Annotated in this window: 15 protein-coding genes and 1 other RNA gene; 11 read left to right on the top strand and 5 right to left on the bottom strand. The window is 52.7% G+C overall.

From position 1 onward, the window contains the following. Positions 1-122 precede the first annotated feature (122 nt). A complete protein-coding gene (gene folA, locus ACORNT_RS08000; RefSeq protein ID WP_321397896.1) occupies positions 123-629 on the bottom strand; it encodes a type 3 dihydrofolate reductase in 507 nt (168 codons plus the stop codon). Next, positions 629-1423: a thymidylate synthase gene (locus tag ACORNT_RS07995; protein ID WP_321397893.1), complete on the bottom strand. Its 795-nt coding sequence runs from the start codon at positions 1421-1423 to the stop codon at positions 629-631. Before ACORNT_RS07995 ends, folA begins: the two co-directional genes overlap by 1 nt. Positions 1424-1484: 61 nt before the next feature. Here ACORNT_RS07995 and ssrA point away from each other — a divergent pair. From ssrA to ACORNT_RS07975, 4 genes are all read left to right on the top strand, one after another. Then, positions 1485-1836: a transfer-messenger RNA gene (ssrA, locus tag ACORNT_RS07990) on the top strand. A 188-nt stretch (positions 1837-2024) separates the two neighbouring features. After that, positions 2025-2543 carry an SspB family protein gene (locus ACORNT_RS07985; protein WP_321397891.1) on the top strand — a complete coding sequence of 173 codons (519 nt, stop codon included), beginning with the start codon at positions 2025-2027 and terminating at the stop codon, positions 2541-2543. A gap of 428 nt (positions 2544-2971) precedes the next feature. Further along, positions 2972-4582: a fumarate hydratase gene (locus ACORNT_RS07980; protein ID WP_321397867.1), complete on the top strand. Its 1611-nt coding sequence runs from the start codon at positions 2972-2974 to the stop codon at positions 4580-4582. Positions 4583-4593: 11 nt separating this feature from the next. Further along, entirely contained in the window at positions 4594-4827 is a 234-nt protein-coding gene (locus ACORNT_RS07975; RefSeq protein ID WP_321397857.1) for a ribbon-helix-helix domain-containing protein, read from the top strand. Positions 4828-4830: 3 nt separating this feature from the next. Here ACORNT_RS07975 and ACORNT_RS07970 read toward each other — a convergent pair whose 3' ends face one another. Continuing rightward, entirely contained in the window at positions 4831-8388 is a 3558-nt protein-coding gene (locus ACORNT_RS07970) for an AsmA family protein (protein WP_321397853.1), read from the bottom strand. A 284-nt stretch (positions 8389-8672) separates the two neighbouring features. Between ACORNT_RS07970 and ACORNT_RS07965 the strand changes: the two genes are divergently transcribed. From ACORNT_RS07965 to ACORNT_RS07940, 6 genes are all read left to right on the top strand, one after another. After that, on the top strand, positions 8673-9179 hold the full coding sequence (locus ACORNT_RS07965) for a thioesterase family protein (protein ID WP_321397850.1): 507 nt from the start codon (positions 8673-8675) through the stop codon (positions 9177-9179). A gap of 47 nt (positions 9180-9226) precedes the next feature. Continuing rightward, positions 9227-11092: a chloride channel protein gene (locus ACORNT_RS07960; RefSeq protein WP_321397847.1), complete on the top strand. Its 1866-nt coding sequence runs from the start codon at positions 9227-9229 to the stop codon at positions 11090-11092. A gap of 115 nt (positions 11093-11207) precedes the next feature. Beyond that, positions 11208-11831 carry a class I SAM-dependent methyltransferase gene (locus tag ACORNT_RS07955; RefSeq protein ID WP_321397844.1) on the top strand — a complete coding sequence of 208 codons (624 nt, stop codon included), beginning with the start codon at positions 11208-11210 and terminating at the stop codon, positions 11829-11831. 39 nt (positions 11832-11870) lie between these two features. Next, complete coding sequence (locus tag ACORNT_RS07950) at positions 11871-12866, top strand: permease (RefSeq protein WP_321397840.1); 996 nt, start codon at positions 11871-11873, stop codon at positions 12864-12866. 19 nt (positions 12867-12885) lie between these two features. Further along, positions 12886-13119 carry a thioredoxin family protein gene (locus ACORNT_RS07945; protein ID WP_321397837.1) on the top strand — a complete coding sequence of 78 codons (234 nt, stop codon included), beginning with the start codon at positions 12886-12888 and terminating at the stop codon, positions 13117-13119. A gap of 130 nt (positions 13120-13249) precedes the next feature. Continuing rightward, positions 13250-13909, top strand: a complete 660-nt coding sequence (locus ACORNT_RS07940; protein ID WP_321397834.1) for an HD-GYP domain-containing protein — start codon at positions 13250-13252, stop codon at positions 13907-13909. A 236-nt stretch (positions 13910-14145) separates the two neighbouring features. Here ACORNT_RS07940 and ACORNT_RS07935 read toward each other — a convergent pair whose 3' ends face one another. Beyond that, on the bottom strand, positions 14146-14574 hold the full coding sequence (locus ACORNT_RS07935; RefSeq protein WP_321397831.1) for a DUF4279 domain-containing protein: 429 nt from the start codon (positions 14572-14574) through the stop codon (positions 14146-14148). Between the two features lie 190 nt (positions 14575-14764). On the opposite strand from ACORNT_RS07935, the gene ACORNT_RS07930 reads away from it, so the two are divergent. Next, positions 14765-15046 (top strand): hypothetical protein, encoded by a 282-nt coding sequence (locus tag ACORNT_RS07930; protein WP_321397828.1) that lies wholly within the window; start codon positions 14765-14767, stop codon positions 15044-15046. Positions 15047-15257: 211 nt separating this feature from the next. Here the strand turns inward: ACORNT_RS07930 and ACORNT_RS07925 are convergent, their stop codons facing one another. Beyond that, positions 15258-17699: a hypothetical protein gene (locus ACORNT_RS07925; RefSeq protein ID WP_321397825.1), complete on the bottom strand. Its 2442-nt coding sequence runs from the start codon at positions 17697-17699 to the stop codon at positions 15258-15260. Positions 17700-17839: the final 140 nt, after the last annotated feature.

The raw sequence follows: 17839 nt of genomic DNA, 5'->3' as shown, positions 1-17839 counted from the left end.
CGGAAAATTGCAAGTTTTACTCATATACCTCGCAGCTATTCTTTTTGTATAACAATAAGAATAGCCTAATGAGCGTTAACGATTTCTTAACGTTCTTCAGAAGATTTGCTCAGGAAAAAACTTTAGAGGCGATCCAGCACCAGCAAACTGAAAGCGTGGGAATCTTTTTCTCCGGCCGGATGATCGACCCGCGAATATTCGACCCATTCCTTGTGGTTCAATTGAGGAAACCAGGCATCCCCCTCCACTTCGCCCTTAACATGGGTCATATACAGCCTGTCGGCCTGCGGCAGCACAAGATCATAGATCTGGGCCCCACCGATCACCATCACCTCGTCCACACCCTTTGCCTGCGCAAGGTTTTTGGCCACATCAAGCGCCATTTCCAGCTCAAAGGCAGGAATAACCCCGTCCGGTGCAAATGACGTATCACGCGTAATCACGATATTGGTCCGGTCAGGCAGCGGACGTCCGATTGAGTCAAAGGTTTTACGCCCCATGATCACCGGTTTTCCGAGCGTCTTTTCCTTGAAATATTTCAGATCGGAGGAAATTTTCCAGGGCAGCGCATTATCCCGGCCGATCACCCGGTTTTCCGCCATTGCCACAATCAGGGAGAGCTTGATCATCAGACTGCCACCGGGGCCTTGATATGGGGATGCGCTTCATAGCCTACCAGTTCAAAATCCTCGAATTTAAAATCGAATATGTCCTTCACATCAGGATTTATTTTCATCTCCGGTAAGGGCATCGGGGCGCGGCTGAGCTGTTGTTCCACCTGATCAAGATGGTTGAGGTACAGGTGGGCATCGCCGAAGCTATGGATAAATTCGCCTGCCTTCAGACCCGTGACCTGGGCCAGCATCTTGGTCAGCAGGGCATAGGAGGCAATATTAAAAGGCACTCCCAGGAAAATATCCGCACTGCGCTGGTACAGCTGGCAGGACAGCTTGCCGTCGGCCACATAGAACTGAAACAGGCAATGACAGGGCGGCAGGGCCATATGGTCCACATCCGCCACATTCCAGGCTGAAACGATCAGCCGGCGAGAGTCCGGGTTTGTCTCGATCATCCGGACCAGATTGCTGATCTGATCAACAGTTTCACCGTTCCGGCTAGGCCAGGAACGCCACTGGTGACCGTATACAGGACCCAGATTGCCAGCATCGTCGGCCCATTCATCCCAGATACTGACCCCGTTTTCCTTCAAATAACGGATATTGGTTTCCCCGGTCAGAAACCAGAGCAATTCATGAATGATGGATTTAAGGTGAAGTTTTTTGGTAGTCAGGACCGGAAAGCCTTCGTCCAGATCAAACCGCATCTGATATCCAAACACGCTGATTGTACCTGTACCTGTCCTGTCTTCCTTTTTAACGCCATTGTCCCGGACATGACGCATGAGATCCTGATATTGCCGCATATTACCTTTTTTGGAACCGTTTTTGCTGTTCAGTTAGACAATACATAAAAATATTCAGAAGGCTATTCAAATCTTAACCGAATACCCCTATATATAGGGAGCCGGGCAACCGGCTATGGTAATAAACGAGCCTATGGAATAAACGTTTCGGACCCGGGGGCGGTACCCGGCGCCTCCACCATAAGAATTAATGGGTGTTTCGCAGATTTAAAGACCGGAAATGCACATATTTTTATGATGGGGGCGAATATAGGATCGACGAGCGCGATAAAGATAGTTTTTTTACCCAGCATGATACCGCTGTAAAGGATCAAACTTGATAAATGCTAACGATAATGAAGCATTTGCTGTAGCCGCTTAACAGCTTAGCTACGCGGGGTTCGGAGGGCACCTAGCAACAGAAGCCCTCCACTTCTCTGCCCCTTTTCCCCTTTCCTCCCATGACCTGTCAAATTGAGACTCGCAACACCTATTATTAGGAGTTATAAACAGGAAGCAGGGATTCGGGATAAATAATTCAGGCGACGGACAGGATCAGAAATCCTGTCTGAGAGTTTTCAACAAGAAAAACACAAAGCACAAAAGGTTTATAGATACCGGGATGAGTGACACGATAATCCAATATGATGAAATGGTTCAGAATGCATTGCTGTCGGTAGTCAGGGATATTCTGCAGCGTACTGCAGAAGAAGGACTGCCGGGTGAGCATCATTTCTACATTACATTCAGAACCGATAATCCCGATGTTAAAATCCCTCCTTATCTCAGGGAACGTTATCCGGACGAGATGACCATCGTCCTGCAGAACCAGTTCTGGGATCTTATGGCCGATGACGAGCATTTTGAAATATCGCTCAGCTTCAACCGGAAAAAAGAACATCTCTATGTCCCCCTCTCCGCTCTGATCGGTTTTTTCGACCCGAGCGTCGATTTCGGGCTTCATTTCCACAGCAATGAACTTGACGAAATGGATGACGAAACGGAAAGCCATGTGGAGTATGACGCTGAAACCGGCTCCATCACCGGATTTTCCCAGAAACCGGATGATAGTGCCGGAACTGAAAAAAATACTGACGACGGTGACAATGTGGTCACCCTGGACAGTTTCCGCAAAAAATAAAATGCAGGATCAAAAGATCCTGCACCATTTTAAAATTAAAGTAATTAGTTTTTTTCTACCAGGCTATTGAGAAAATATAGTTGCTGGTAGTGCCCCTGTGCCTGACTGCCTGAATTCTATTTCTTAACTGCCCTGATTTCGGGCAGCACTACAGAAGAACCAGCTAAATATCTAACATAAAAACCAGGTTGTAAAAAGCCAAAATTAACTATTTGTTAACTTTTTATTCCACCTTACCCGATTGGGTGAGTCATGTGGTATCTATCAACTTTGCGTTTCCCCATCATACAGACATCTCATAATATTTACCTGCTATTCACAAGAACCACGCCTGTCGCCGGATTTTTTCCGAACTATGGCTTGGCGAGCCGTATGAAAATCTATAGTTAAAGGTCAATTCTGTTTGGTCCGTTTGGAAGGGTAATTTAATGACTGATCTTGGTTACACAGACATGTATCCTCTTGGCAAAGACAATACGCCTTATCGAAAAATCACATCCGACCATGTCTCTGTGCTGGAAGTGGATGGCAAGGAAGTCCTGAAAATTGCACCGGAAGGTCTGCGCCTTCTGGCCCGGGAAGCGATGCGGGATATCGCCCATCTTCTGCGACCCGGCCATCTCAAGCAGCTTGCATCGATTCTGACTGACCCGGAAGCCAGCGACAACGACCGCTTTGTCGCCACCGAACTTCTGAAAAACGCCAATGTTGCAGCCGGCATGACCCTGCCCAGTTGCCAGGATACCGGCACCGCCATTGTTATCGGCAAAAAAGGGCAGTATGTCTGGACCGACGGCGATGACGGCGAACCGCTGACCCAGGGCGTGGTGGATACCTATACCGGCACCAATCTGCGTTATTCCCAGCTTGCCCCGATCACAATGTTCGAGGAAAAAAACACCAAAAACAATGCCCCGGCCCAGCTCGACCTCTATACTGTGCCCGGCAGTGAATATAAATTCCTGTTCATGGCCAAGGGCGGCGGCTCCGCCAACAAAACTTTCCTGTACCAGCAAACTCCGGCCGTCCTGCGGGAAGACAAGCTTCTGGCCTTTCTGGACGAACAGATCCGGACCCTGGGCACAGCGGCCTGCCCGCCCTATCATCTGGCGGTCGTGATCGGCGGTCTCAGCGCCGAACAGAACCTGAAGACAGTCAAACTGGCCAGTGCCCGTGATCTGGACAACCTGCCGACGGAAGGGAACGGGTTTGGCCATGCCATCCGGGTGCCGGAACTGGAAGCGAAAGTTCATGAAATGACCCGCAATTTCGGCATCGGCGCCCAGTTCGGCGGTAAATATTTCTGCCATGACGTGCGCGTCATCCGCCTGCCCCGTCACGGCGCCTCGGTGCCGATCGGCATCGGCGTGTCCTGTTCCGCCGACCGCCAGGCCAAGGCAAAGATCAACCGGGACGGCATTTTTCTTGAACAGCTTGAAACCAACCCGGCCAAATATATGCCTGAGGTAACCCACGACGACCTGGACGGCGAAGTGGTCAAGATTGACCTCAACCAGCCCATGGATGAGATCCGCGCCAAACTCAGCCAGTATCCGATCAAGACCCGGCTCAGCCTGACCGGCACCATTGTTGTGGCCCGCGACCTTGCCCATGCCGCGATCCTGGCAAAGATTGAAGCCGGCGAACCCATGCCCGACTATCTGAAGAACCATATTGTCTATTATGCCGGTCCGGCCAAGACACCCGAGGGTTTTGCCTCCGGTTCCTTCGGCCCGACCACTGCCGGCCGCATGGACAGCTATGTCGAAACATTCCAGGCTCTGGGCGGCAGCATGGTCATGCTGGCCAAGGGTAACCGCAGTAAACAGGTGACAGACTCCTGCAAGAAACACGGCGGCTTTTACCTTGGCTCCATTGGTGGCCCCGCCGCCATCCTGGCCCAGAATAACATCAGGAAAGTGGAAGTCCTGGACTTCGAGGATTTCGGCATGGAAGCTGTCTGGAAAATCGATGTGGAAGACTTCCCGGCCTTTATCGTCGTCGACGACAAGGGCAATGACTTTTTCCAGAACATCTAGGAATTCGAGCAATGTCCGGCGATGATCACGAGCTGAAAAAACACTCCCTGCTCATTGCCGGACACGCCACCAGCATTACCCTGGAGAATATATTCTGGCGGGAATTCAGGAATATCGCCCGCGACAGCGGGGTGAGCCTTGGCGAACTTGTCACCGAAATTGACCAGAACCGCCACGGCAACCTGTCCAGCGCCATCCGCATATTCGTCCTGAAAAACGCCCTGAAAAACGCCCTGAAAAACTAAACCTTACTGCGGCGGTGTCTCGGTCTTTTTCTCTTCCGGCTGCTGGAACAGTTTTTCCAGAAGTTTTTTGCCAAGGTTTTCCGGCGTCACATTCTGCTCTTCCCCGGCCGGCGCCTCTTCAGGCGTGGAGGCACCGCCCTGTGTGGCCGGCGCACCAAAGATGCCTTGCAAGCCCTCATTTCCGCCAATCATATTCTGCAACATGCTGGAGGCAATTTTGGACGCCACATATTCCTTGATTTTTGACGTCTGGAATTTCAGAGACGGGTTGTTAATCGCGCCGGTCGCATTCAGACCAAGGGGTGGCGCATCCGGATGATCCGCAAGTGCAAGCTGGCCATCCATGTCCAGTTTCCACTGGAATAAATTAACCCCCAGATTAATCGCTGTGTTTGCGCCTTCCAGTTCCAGATCCATAGGGCTGAAACGGGCCATGCCGTTTTTCATGGTGATGGTGCTTTTCCCGCCCTTGTAAGGGGTCTGTCCCCGCACCAGAGACACACCAAGAAGTTTGACAAAATCCGTTGCCGATTTCATCTCTGACAGTTGACTGCTGAGTTTGGGAATATCCAGGCCATTGATCATTCCAGCAGATGCGGTCAGGTTACCATTGCCGGCAAGAGAGGAAATCAGTGCATTCTGACTGACCCCTTTGCCGGTGAATTTGCCGTCCAGATCGAAATAACCGGTCACCGGGCTGATACCCCCGGCAACCTTGGTCGCCTGCGCCAGGGACGCCTTGGTCAGCGACAGATCCACATCCAGTTCAGCCATATTCATGCCGCCCAGGGTGCCGGCCATCTTCACCGCACCGCCAAACAACCGCCCGGTAAAATCGCGAATATTCAGCCGGCCATCTTTCAGTTCGGCGACAAAGCTCGGATTTTCAAAAACATAATCATTGTAGGTCAGGCTGGCTGCTGTGATGGTTGCTTTACCTTCCATTGAGCGCAGCGGCGCCAGATCAATGGGCTCTTTCGACCAGTCACCCCATTTTTTATCAGCCCCCGCCTTTTTGACAGGCTCATTGGCCATATAGTGATGCAGCGGGATATCACCAGCCGTCAGGGTGAAGTCAAATTGCGGAATATCACCCGCCATATCCAGGGAACCGGAGCCATTGATCTTGATGCTGCCGACAGACCCGGAAATATTCTGCATTTTCATATTGTTTGCAGTGCCGGCCAACTGGCTTTTCAGCAGCAGCTTGCCAAGGTTTGAACGGGAAGGATTGAAATCCACCCCAAGACCCCGGATAAACGTCCGCACATTGTTGCTCTGCAGGTCCATAGCCAGATCGAAGGAGCGCTCGCCCGCCTGTTCCTGGGTGCGCCCCATGAAAGTCACAGTGCCATCGGCAATGGAAAGGCTGCCGTCAAGATTCAGGATTTTCTCGTTGCCCTTGAGCTGGGTGGACAATTTGACCGGCCGATCATCGCCGGACAGGGGCGCCGTCATCGGCAGGTTCCACTGGTCGATCAGGGCGCTCAGGCTGCTGCCGGCAGCCACAACCTTCATGTCTACACTGCCCACTTCGGGAAAGTGTTTCAGCGTCGCACTTCTGATCTGCCCTTCCAGTTTTATGGTACTGCTGCCGAGACGGCCATTCAGGTCCGCATCAAGCTGGTCCAGGCCCGACCTGATATTCCCGGTCAGGCTGAACGCCCCCATATTTTTCAGATCGACGCCATTTTCCAGCTTGAGGCTGCGCTGCAATCGCCCCAGATCCCGGGCCGAAGCGAAAACATCCAGCACCAGTTCCGGTTTGTCCGCAAATCCTGTACCCGCCCCGGTCGCTTTCACGTCCAGACCCGCCATGTCTTTCAGGTCAAACTTGGTAAGCTGCAGATTTCCGCCCTTCAGGATTCCTTCTGTGCGAAGACTTGAGATTTTGACATTCTGCAGGGTGACATTGCTGCCGGTGAGAATATAGTTGGCATCAAAGGTAGCCATTTGCCCGAACAGATTCTTCATGTCAAGTGGCTCGGATCTGTCCGCCGGCAGGTAACTGTCGATGTTGATATTGTCCAGCTTCAGGTCCAGGCCGAGCGACAGCCGGTCCTGAATGGCATAAGACAGACCACCGGAAAAACGGGATGTATCCACAACACCTGAAATGCCGTATATCTGGATCAAATTCTCGGTCGCCTTGATATCGCTGGCGAAGGAAAAGCGGGTCAGTCTGCCGCCAGGCACCGCCGTGATGTCCACCTTCAGCCATTCCAGAAGCCCGCGCAGATTGCCCGAGGCCAGTGATACCTTTCCGATCAGGGTCGGTTTATGGTCGACGAAACTTACTGCCCCATTGTAGCTGAAATCGGACCCGCCGGGCATATTGATCCGCACATCACTGATGTCGATCCGGCCGCCTGCGGATTTCGCCTTCAGGGAGATCTGGCTGGCAATCTTATCGTTATATTTCAGGGCGCCGAGACTGAATTCCAGAGCTCCGTCAATCTGCTCCAGGAAGCTGTAGTCCGGACCGGCTTTCTGCGTTTCGGTCTTTACGGTCTTGCTGTCGGCAATCGCCTGGGCTTCCATAATCTGCAGGAAAGGTTCCAGTTCAAGACTGTTCAGGGAGAGCTTGCCGTCAAAGCTGATACGGTCCCCCAGGGTCGCGTTCAGCGACGCCTGCCCCCGGGTCTCGCCCAGGGTCAGGTCCAGATCGGAAAGCAGGAGGCTTTTCGGTGTCGCCGTGAGCCCGGTCACCATTTCAAACGGTTTGTTATAATTCACTGTCGGACCGGCCGGGGCTTCCGGTTCCCCGTCCTGACCCAGAGCCGTCATCACATCCACCAGATTGGACAGGTCTTTGGCCGAAAGGCTGAGTTTGCCTTCAAGTTCGCCGTTCGTTGCATCAAGAAGCGCCCCGCCGATAAATTTGCCGGCCACCTTGTCACCAAGGTAGGAGGCTTCCAGGGTCAGCGGCACCTTGCGCCCGTCGCGCATTGTGCTCATATCCAGCTTGACCGCCAGCGGCAGGTTCTTGTATTTGGCCCGGCCGTCCAGGCTCATCGGGCCCTGCAGGCTGCCGATCGACAGATCGGCATTGATATTGCGCACCAGTTCCTTACGCCCGGCGATCACATCCTCGTAGCTCACTGTGCCGTTGCTGATTTGAAACTTCTCGAGGCTCAGATTGGTCTGTCCGCCCTTTTCCGCCGGCGTGTCCGGATCGGAAAAGTCCCAGTTGGCCCGGCCGTCAGCCAGCAGTTCGAGCGCCAGAACCGGCTCTACCAGCACGAATTTCTTGACCTTGATATTGCCCCGGATCAGCGGCAGAAACGCCACCTTCACATCCAGGGACTTCAGAGTAAGCATCTGGGCGGCAATACCGCCGTCTATATTGGAGACACTCACATCACCTGCACTCAGCGCCGGGGACGGCAGGATTGACAGGGAAATATCGCCGGCAATGATCACAGTGCGGCCGGTCAGCCGGGAGGCCTGTTCTTCAATCTGGGTTTTATACTGGTTCCAGTCCATAAAGCCCGGGACCACAAGAAGGGTACCCAGGAGGACAATAATGGCAATGGCGAGCCCAATTCCTACCTTTTTCAACTTTTATTCTGCCTTTCCCCAAAGATCAGTCTGTTTTCAAGCTTGTTTCGGACGATTTTGCACTGGTTAGTGATGGTGCGCAGCGAATTATACATGACCCACAAACCGTGGCAATAATATGTCGGGAGTAAGCACAAATAATTAATTTCACACGGGATTTTATGTTTTTTGGCAAAAAGAACCAAAAAGAGGATGACAACTCTTTTTCAATCGGGGATAAAAGAAAAAATATAATAAATGCACAGAGGAAGCCCGCTTCAGGACCCGCTTCAAAAGGCTTAAAAATGTCAAATGAAGAACAATACGGTCCGGTCACGCTCGAAGCCACCGTGAAAGAAGAGTGGATTGATTTTAATGGCCACATGAACATGGCCTATTATATCCTGCTGTTTGACCAGGCCCTGAATAACTTTCTGGAATCCATAGATCTCGGACTGGATTACGTGCGGACCAGCAACCGTTCCATGTTCGCCCTGGAAAATCACGTCACCTATCAGCATGAACTGAGCCAGGGCGCACCGGTCAAGGTACATTTTCAGTTCCTCGACATGGACAGCAAATTCATCCATTATTTCATGCGTCTGGTGCATAAGGACGAACACCTGCTGTCGGCCACAATGGAACAGATTTCCCTGCATGTGGATGTAACCGAACGTCGCCCCACCCGCTTTTCCGAGGACAAACTGGAGGTTTTGCGCCAGGTCTGTGAGGACCATCAGAAATATCCGGTCCCCCGCGAAAAGGGCCGCTCCATCGGCATCCGCCGACCCGAAAAAGCAGCCGGCAAATAAACGGCACAAACACCGGAAAGAACCAGGTAACAGGACACCCGCAGATCATGGCAGAAGGAAACGAAAAGTCTTTTTTTCACCTGCCCCGCTTTCTGAAAGCGCCGCTGATCCTGCTGCGCGAAGATACCCGTCGCTATATCCGCACCCATGACAAGGTGGTCTCGACCGTGCTTGCCGTCCTCATCGGCGTCGCCGTCGCCTATGCCGCGATCCTGTTCCGCCAGCTGATCCTGCAGGTCCAGGATTTCGCGCTGGAAAACCGGGACGAAAATATCCTCAGTCATGTCCTCGGGCTTGCGTGGTGGAAGATCCTTTTGGTTACCACCTCTGGCGGCCTGGCCGTCGCCCTGATCTATCGTTTCTTCCTGCGCGAGGATCATCCCTACAGCTTTGTCGAAGTGATCGAGGCCAATGCCCTCAACCATACCCGCATCCCCACCACTAAGGGTCTGATCAGCGCGATTTCTGCTGCGGTCGCCCTGGGCACCGGGTCCGCCGCCGGCCGCGAGGGTCCGGTGGTGCATCTCGGCGCCACTATTGCCAGCTGGTTTGCCCAGCGCCTGCACCTGTCCGACAGCGTTGCCCGCACCATCCTCGGCTGCGGCGTGGCGGCGGCCACCTCCGCCAGCTTCAACGCCCCCATCGCCGGGGTCTTTTTCGCCCTCGAAGTGGTGCTCGGGCATTATGCGCTGCATGCCTTCGCGCCCATCGTGATCGCTTCGGTGACGGCGGCAATCATCTCCCGCATTCATCTGGGCGACTATCCGGCCTTTCTGATCCCGGACTATCACATCACCAGTTTTTATGAATTCCCGGCCTTCATCATTCTGGGCGTGGTCAGCGCCGCCGCCGCCATCATTTTCATCAAAAGCATCTTTTTCACCGAAGACATCGCCGGCAAAATGATGGGCAAGGCCCGGCTGCCCGACTGGTCGAGACCGATCTTCGGCGGCTTTGCCGTCGGCCTGCTCGGCATCGCCTGCCCCTATATCCTCGGCGTCGGCTATGGCTCCACCGACAGCGCCCTCAAGGAAGCCTTCCCGCTGACCCTGCTGCTCACCCTGATTGTCGCCAAGACGGCGGCGACCAGCATCAGCCTCGCCTTCCGCTACGGCACCGGCGTCTTCAGCCCGTCCCTGTTCCTCGGCGCCATGGTCGGCGGCGCCTTCGGCATCATCGCCACCCATATCGCGCCGGAGCTTTCCGGCAACCAGGGCCTTTATGCCATCGTCGGCATGGGCGCCGTGTGCTCGGCCGTGCTCGGGGCGCCGATCAGCACCATATTGATCGTCTTCGAGCTGACCGGCGACTACCAGATCACCGCCGCCCTGATGGTTGCGGTCGTGATGTCCAACCTGATCACCCACCATTACCTGAAAGCGTCGAGCTTCTTCCACCTGCAGATGAAGGCGCACGGCGTCGACCTGGAGGGCGGCATGGCCCGCCACCTGATGCGCACCAGCCATGTGCGCGAACTGATCCGGGACGATTACGCCACCGTCGGCGAGGACGCCGGCATCGAGCGTATCCGCGAGCTGATCCTCGAGAAGGGCCATAACAAGCTGTTTGTCATCGACAGCGCCGCCAAAATCGTCGGCAAGATCACCTTTTCCGAACTGCGCAAGCATTTTCTCAAACAGGAAGCCAGACGCAAGGCGCAGGAAGAAAGCAAAGCGGAAGCCCCGGCCGAGGAGGAGAAGCCGGCCCGGGCCGCAGACATCTGCCGGGAGGTGAGCGAACCGCTGACCCCGTCCGATACGCTGGAACATGCCAACGACCTGTTCGACCATGTGGGTGAGGAAATCCTGCCGGTGGTCAGCGACGATGCGCACCGGGAGATCATCGGTATTGTTCATCTGGAGGATGTGCTGAAGCGCTATAACAAGGCGCTGCTCGAGGATCAGGAAAAATAATCCCGGCTGTCTTTGTCCTGTGAAAACCTCCTTTCGTCTAAAGCAGCTTGTCTTGTTGAGGGTTTTTGACATAAAAACCATTTGATCAGATACTAAAAAGACACAGGGGATATGAATGGATCCGTCAGAAAAATACTGGGATAAAATCGCCGCCAAATATGCGAGGTCGCCAATTGCCGACCAGGCGGCCTATGAGAAAAAGCTGGACATCACCCGGAGCCACATGCGCCCGGATATGGAGGTGCTGGAGCTGGGCTGCGGCACCGGCTCCACCGCGATCCTGCACGCGCCTTATGTGAAACACATCCGCGCCACCGATATCGCGCAAAATATGATCGACATCGCCCGCGAAAAGGCCCGGGACGCCGGTGTGACCAATGTCACGTTCGAGCACATCGCCATTGACGACCTCAACCAGCCCGACGCCTCGCTGGACATGGTGCTGGGCTTGAGCATCCTGCATCTGCTCGACGACTGGCGGGAGGTCATTGCCGACGTTCACCGGATGCTGAAACCGGGCGGCACCTTTATCACCAGCACCGCCTGCCTCGGCGGCGGCATGACCGTGATGAAACCGATCATCGCTCTCGGGCGGTTGCTGGGGTTCTTTCCCACGGTCAAGTTTTTCACCCAGAACGAGCTCAGGGCCGCCATGCGGGACGCCGGTTTCGAGATCGTCCACGACTGGCACCCGGGCGGTATGAAAGCCCTTTTTCTGGTTGCACGAAAGCCCGGCTAGTGGCCATACTCCCCATTAAGTAACGGGAGAGTTTTATTTATGTTCCAGATCTTCACCGATTTCGCCAGCTGGCTGATTTACGACCTCGCGGGCCTCGATCCCACAACAAAGCTGGGCTCGGCGCTGCATTTCTTTGTCGAGGATGTGACCAAGATCTTCGCGCTCTTGCTGGTGATGATCTATGTGATCGCCCTCCTGCGCGCCTCGCTCCGGGTCGAGCGGGTGCGGGACTTCCTGTCGGGCAAGACCCGCGGCGCGGGTTATGTGATGGCCTCCGGTTTCGGCGCGGTCACACCCTTCTGTTCCTGCTCCAGCATTCCGGTGTTCCTCGGCTTTACCTCGGCCGGGATTCCGGTCGGCATCACCATGGCCTTTCTGCTGACCTCGCCGCTGATCAACGAGGTGGCGGTGCTGTTGCTGCTCGGCCTGCTGGGCTGGAAATTCACTGTGCTGTATGTGGTCGTCGGCATGAGCGTCGGCATTCTCGGCGGCCTGTTCCTTGACCTGATCCGGGCCGAACGCTGGCTGCAGGATTTTGCCCGGACGGCGCTGGAGCGGGCGCAAAGCGGGGAAAGCACCGTGCCCGGCGCGGGCCACCCCGAAAAGCTCAATTTCAAAGAACGCCACGCCTTCGCCAAGGCGGAAACCCTCGACATCTTCGGCCGGGTGTGGAAATGGGTGATCATCGGCGTCGGCCTCGGCGCGGCCCTGCACGGCTTCATCCCCGACGGCTGGCTCGAGGCCCACCTCGGCGGCGGTCAATGGTGGTCGGTGCCGGGCGCCGTGCTGCTCGGCATTCCGCTGTACAGCAACGCCACCGGCGTCATTCCGGTGATGGAAAGCCTGATCATGAAGGGCCTGCCGGTCGGCACCACCCTCGCCTTCTGCATGAGCACGGTGGCCGCCAGCTTCCCCGAATTCATCCTGCTCAAGCAGGTGATGCAGTGGCGTTTGCTGGCGATCCTGTTTATACTGCTGCTGATCTCCTTCACCGTGATCGGCTGGCTCTTCAACCTGTTTAGCCCCTTCCTTTAGGGGGATAAGGAGAATAGATATGAAAACATTCAAAGTCCTGGGCAGCGGCTGCGCCAAATGCAAAAAAACCGCCGAGCTGATCGCCGCGGAGGCCGAGGCCGCCGGCGTCGGGATTGAGCTCGTGCATGAAACCAGCCCGGAAGTCATCATGGGTTACGGCGTCATGAGCACCCCGGCCGTGGTCTGCGACGAAAAGGTCATCCATAGCGGCGGTGTGCCCGACCGGGAACAGGTCAGAGAGTGGATCAAATAGCTCCCCCCCGACATTCCCGCAAAACAAGTATTAGACTTACCTTATTCTACTTAAGGGATTTTTAAATCCTCTGTCCTACACTTTCCTGGCTAGGTTAATAAACAGAATATTTTTGGTTGGAATTGGGGTTATGAAAAACAAGAAAACTGCGGCAGCCGACACGCTGCACCTGGACGAGATTGTCAAAGACACTCTTCTCCTTGTCACAGGTCTGAGCGACCTATACACCCAGGAACACAGCGTCATGGTGGCGGAGCTCGCCGCCCGCATCGCCGAACGGCTGCATATCCTGCCGGCCGGGATCGAGAAGATCAAGCTGGCCGGTTACCTGCATGACATCGGCAAACATGCCATTCCCGCCGGGCTGCTGGCCAAACCGGGCAAGCTCAGCGCGCCCGAATATGAACTGGTCAAGACCCACGTGACTGTGGGGTGCGAACTGCTGCAGAAGCTGAAGGTCAGCGACGACGTGGTCCGCATGGTCGGCGAACATCACGAGCGGATTGACGGCAGCGGCTATCCGGCCGGGCTCAAGGGCGAGGAAATTTCCCTCGGCGGCCAGATCCTCGGCGTTGCCGATGTGATCTCGGCGCTGGTGTCCAAACGCACCTACCGCACCCCGTCCGGCGTGCGCGAGGTCGGCCAGATCCTGATGAGCGAGACCCCGCACAAGATGGCGCCCGAGGTGGTTCTGGCGGCGCTCGACTGCCTGGAGACCGAAGTGGGCGATGTCTTTACCCTGTCCGACAAGATCGGCGATCTCCTCGACGAAGGCCGGCGGTATCACTGATTTATCATTGGGGGGCCTATCGCCCGCTTGGGCTACTTGAGGCCCCTCCCTGGATTTTTTGGGTGCTCACGCACTCCCCCCGTTTATCAATCAAATAGAGACCTCCCCCGGGGGGGGGAGCGTCCCACGGACGCGGGGGGAGCTCAAGTAGCGAGTCTGCCCTCATGTAGCCCTCCGGGCGATAGGGCATTTTAAAATGGGCGAGCGATAGTTCCCCCCACTAATCAAAAAAAACCCTACTCCCCCTCGGGATAAACATCCAGGCTGAGGGTGAGGTGCAAGTCCGCCAGGTCCCGAAGCAGCTCCGGCGCAAAGACGGCGCCCATATTATAGTCCCCGGCCCAGCGGATAAACAGCTCCACCCGGCCGCCGGTCTGGGCAATCTCCGCGAATTTTTCCCGGTGTGGAGCCAGATCGGACACGGCCTGTTTCAGCCACACTTCCAGCGAAATTTCGCTCGAGGATCGTTTGCCGGACCCGCTTAAGCGCGCCTCCCAGAAACTATCCTCCGCCGTGATCGGCAGCGCTGTGCCTTTCGGGGTCAGCTTCGGCTCCCCCGCCGTCCACAGGCGGGCGGGCGTGAGGCCTAACAGATCGGTAAAGTCCTTAAGCGAGCGCGAGGGGTGAGACAGGCGCAAAGAGACGCAGAATTCATAGTCGTTCATAGGCAATTCCCCCGAAACTTGTTACGTCCCAAGGATATCCTCAGGCCAGAATTTCAGCCAGCCTTTTTTGGGTAAGGGGGGAGCGTCCCACGGACGCGGGGGGAACTCAAGTAGCTAGGTTACGAGCGGTAGTTCCCCCCACTAATCAAAAAGAGAAGAAAAAATTCGGTAACTGTCACCGTAATTCCATGTGTTCTGCCTGGCCGCCTGGACCGGGCTTTTGCTTTATGCCCTCTACTGGAATATTCCGCAGGCCTGGTGCGGGTACGGGCTGCATCCGCTGACGGTGCTGTTTTTCTGGATTTTCCTGGCCGCCTATATCCCGCTGTTTCTGCTCGGCCTGGCGCTGCATCCCTATAAACGGATGATCGAGCTCAGCTGGGCCATCCCCGTCCTGTTCCTCGCCGCCATTTTCCTGATCGGCCCCGAAGCCATCCACCACCCCCGGCTGTGCCGGGAGCTGTGGGTTTAATTTGGGGGGAGCGTTCCCTGAACGCGGGGGGCCTCATGTAGCCCAAGGGGCGATAGCCCCCCCACCAATCAAAAACTTGGAGAGGCCGCGAGGCCGGGGGGAACTCATGTAGCGAAGTTATGAACGGTAGTTCCCCCCTCAAAGAAAACTTGGTTTAAATTGTATCAGGCAAGAGTTTGAACCGGACACCACTCCTGCAGACGGAGTGTTGTTATAAAACATCCTCGTTCAGCACAATTTTTGCTGTATGGTCAGCAAGAGATTTTTTCATCGACACCCCAAGGTCCAGCCAGAAAATAACATTGTAGAAGTGTTGATTATCATTGTTTAGGTAATTTGAAAGCGTAGACCTTAACCAGGATTTAGAAAAAGAAATTACGCATTTTAACGAAGTAATTTTTCGAACTTGTTCATCTTTATGGCCTAGCAGATTCAATATATTTTCCATAGACAAAATAGAAAATTGTTTGGTAGGTATTTTCCGCAGCAAATTTGCCAAAATTAATGGCGACATTTCTAATTCTACTAGTTGATTTAAGTTCTTATTACCTATGCTGTACATCGCACTTGCGATTAAATCTCTAAATTCTGCATCCCCACTTACATCTTCAAGTAAGCTTCTTTTAAGCGGTGTAAACTTTTCAGCATTTGCAAGATGAGGCAAATCCTCCCATTCGCCATACTTCTTAAAATACCTAATCTCATTTTTTGAACTTGATACGAAATCCGACCTGTTAAATTTTCTAATTCGTGCCAAGTCTTCTATACAGCCTTTTTCACACAAAATATCTAACCCCTCGCGCGTACGGGCTGCCCTCAGATTTTTCTCCATATTCGCCAATGATTGCAGAGTCTTATCAGGAGCCCCTGCCTTTTTGAGGTTGCTAAACTTATTGTCAAATTTTTCCTTGAACTGGTCGTCGATATCTTTGCGAAGATCATCCCCATATTTCTTGAAATACTTCTTACACAAAGCGAAATAAGGGAGCATCCGCAAAAAATCCTCTTCACTGGACCTCATACGAAGTTGGTGTTCGGACATATTTAAGTTTTTTGCAAACAAATATTCCTCATAGTAGGCCTCACCTTCCTTATCTGTTCGCTTTGCAGCGAAACCAAGAGCAGAAAAATAGTTTCTATTTTGAGGCTTAATAAGAATTCCCTTCACTTCCTGGTCACTTAAATCATGTCCGCAAGATTGCAGATAGAGAACTATTTCGTTTCTTATAGAAGCACTAACATCCTTTTTTAGTTCGTTAATTTCCTCAATAGTTAGTTTGTCGTCCTTAATCAGTTTTCTACAACATTCCAATCTAATTGTACTATTTCGATGGGCAATACCCTGATGGTGAAACTCTTCGTCTAGATTTGGTAGAACTTCGACGATTTTTGCCAACAAATTTTCATCGAAATTTTCAAATTGATTTTGAAGCGTTGTTTTAGCTGCAGCCAACTTATTTGATTGATATTGTATAGAAACCAAGGCCTCAAGTGCATATTTCAAGGTTGAAAAATCTGATCGCTCCAATTCTCTTTCGATAGTGGATAAGTCCCCCACCTTACCTTGATGTTTTAGAAACCGAAGAGCTTCAACTTTTAAGCTATCGGGTGCTTCTTTCGAGAACCAATTACTCACAAACATGCTCCGGTTTATCGGATCAGGATCATTGGGAAATTCAGCACCAATAAGTCGCATAACTTTTAGAGCACCAACACCTACTCCTCCCCAGTTTATGGACTTAAAAGGCAAAAAGTCTCTTCCAACCTCACTTTCAAGTAGGTTATACCAATGCCATAATGGGATATTCTCATCATTGAAATTCCGCAAACCGGCATTTATCAACTCAGATATTTCTATACGTCCATAATGATCGTTTTTATTCTTGTAAATTATATTAGCGTCGTGAACCCCCAAATATGATTTATCATTGCCCGACTGTTTGACCGCACAGGCGAGCAATCTAAACCTAGCCACCTCAGCTTGACTTATCTCGTCACGCCATTCCTCTTCCTCTAGTTTTTGGATAAAAGTGTCTAGAAATTTTCGTCCATCAGGAGATAAAGCACCATTACTTACGCCGTCTATGTTTTGATCATTAGAACTATTTGCTTCCTGTTTTACTATCTCTTGTTCGGTTTCTGACTCTTCTTTTTCCTTTAGTTCAAACAAATAATTTTCAATTTTTAATCTTACTTTTCTTTGAAAATCAAAAGGATCACTAAAAGTCTCAAATAAAATAAATTTTTCTTCTTCTAACCGTTTTTTAAAATTCAACACCTTCTTCAAGTCATCACCGGGGTCTTCTATATGACTTTCGTCTATTTCTTTAAAATACATAGACATTTCAGGCATACACGTCTCTTCCCTTCTTTGAAGCGACCGTTCGAATTCTTCCTCAAACCCCGATGAATATTTTCCCTCGGTCTTGGTTGGGCGACTCCCCCACTTGCGCCACATCATCCCGATAAAAAGCTCACACAGGTCTAGTTCAGCATTAATCAATTCTTGTGGACGACCAATACCGGAATGAGTTTCTTCCCATCCCTTTAGCTCAACTCGAAATCCTAGTTTTGCCGCAACAACCCTATTAATTTCATCTACAGCTTCCCTAACTAACTTACGTTCCTCGCCAAGATCTCTTGGCGAAGCCATAAACACTCCTACAATTCTAGCCGTCCTTGTCATTTTACTGTTTAGGTGGATCCCGAGTTATTTAAATTGTTTCGTTATTTAAACTGCAAGTGTATCTGTTTTTAAACACACAAGTTTAAGATGAGAAGTTATCATTTTCT

The organism is Emcibacter sp., from assembly GCF_963675455.1.
Taxonomy (GTDB): domain Bacteria; phylum Pseudomonadota; class Alphaproteobacteria; order Sphingomonadales; family Emcibacteraceae; genus Emcibacter.
This window is presented reverse-complemented; position numbering and strand designations above follow the sequence as displayed.

What these genes read in the sequence shown, in the direction of transcription:
- ACORNT_RS07955 (WP_321397844.1), top strand. Translation starts at nt 11,208, where the DNA reads ATGGATCCGTCAGAAAAATACTGGGATAAAATCGCCGCCAAATATGCG.
- ACORNT_RS07940 (WP_321397834.1), top strand. Translation starts at nt 13,250, where the DNA reads ATGAAAAACAAGAAAACTGCGGCAGCCGACACGCTGCACCTGGACGAG.
- ACORNT_RS07995 (WP_321397893.1), bottom strand. Translation starts at nt 1,423, where the DNA reads ATGCGGCAATATCAGGATCTCATGCGTCATGTCCGGGACAATGGCGTT.
- ACORNT_RS07925 (WP_321397825.1), bottom strand. Translation starts at nt 17,699, where the DNA reads ATGGCTTCGCCAAGAGATCTTGGCGAGGAACGTAAGTTAGTTAGGGAA.
- ACORNT_RS07945 (WP_321397837.1), top strand. Translation starts at nt 12,886, where the DNA reads ATGAAAACATTCAAAGTCCTGGGCAGCGGCTGCGCCAAATGCAAAAAA.
- ACORNT_RS07960 (WP_321397847.1), top strand. Translation starts at nt 9,227, where the DNA reads ATGGCAGAAGGAAACGAAAAGTCTTTTTTTCACCTGCCCCGCTTTCTG.
- ACORNT_RS07935 (WP_321397831.1), bottom strand. Translation starts at nt 14,574, where the DNA reads ATGAACGACTATGAATTCTGCGTCTCTTTGCGCCTGTCTCACCCCTCG.
- ACORNT_RS07965 (WP_321397850.1), top strand. Translation starts at nt 8,673, where the DNA reads ATGTCAAATGAAGAACAATACGGTCCGGTCACGCTCGAAGCCACCGTG.
- folA (WP_321397896.1), bottom strand. Translation starts at nt 629, where the DNA reads ATGATCAAGCTCTCCCTGATTGTGGCAATGGCGGAAAACCGGGTGATC.
- ACORNT_RS07985 (WP_321397891.1), top strand. Translation starts at nt 2,025, where the DNA reads ATGAGTGACACGATAATCCAATATGATGAAATGGTTCAGAATGCATTG.
- ACORNT_RS07950 (WP_321397840.1), top strand. Translation starts at nt 11,871, where the DNA reads ATGTTCCAGATCTTCACCGATTTCGCCAGCTGGCTGATTTACGACCTC.
- ACORNT_RS07975 (WP_321397857.1), top strand. Translation starts at nt 4,594, where the DNA reads ATGTCCGGCGATGATCACGAGCTGAAAAAACACTCCCTGCTCATTGCC.
- ACORNT_RS07980 (WP_321397867.1), top strand. Translation starts at nt 2,972, where the DNA reads ATGACTGATCTTGGTTACACAGACATGTATCCTCTTGGCAAAGACAAT.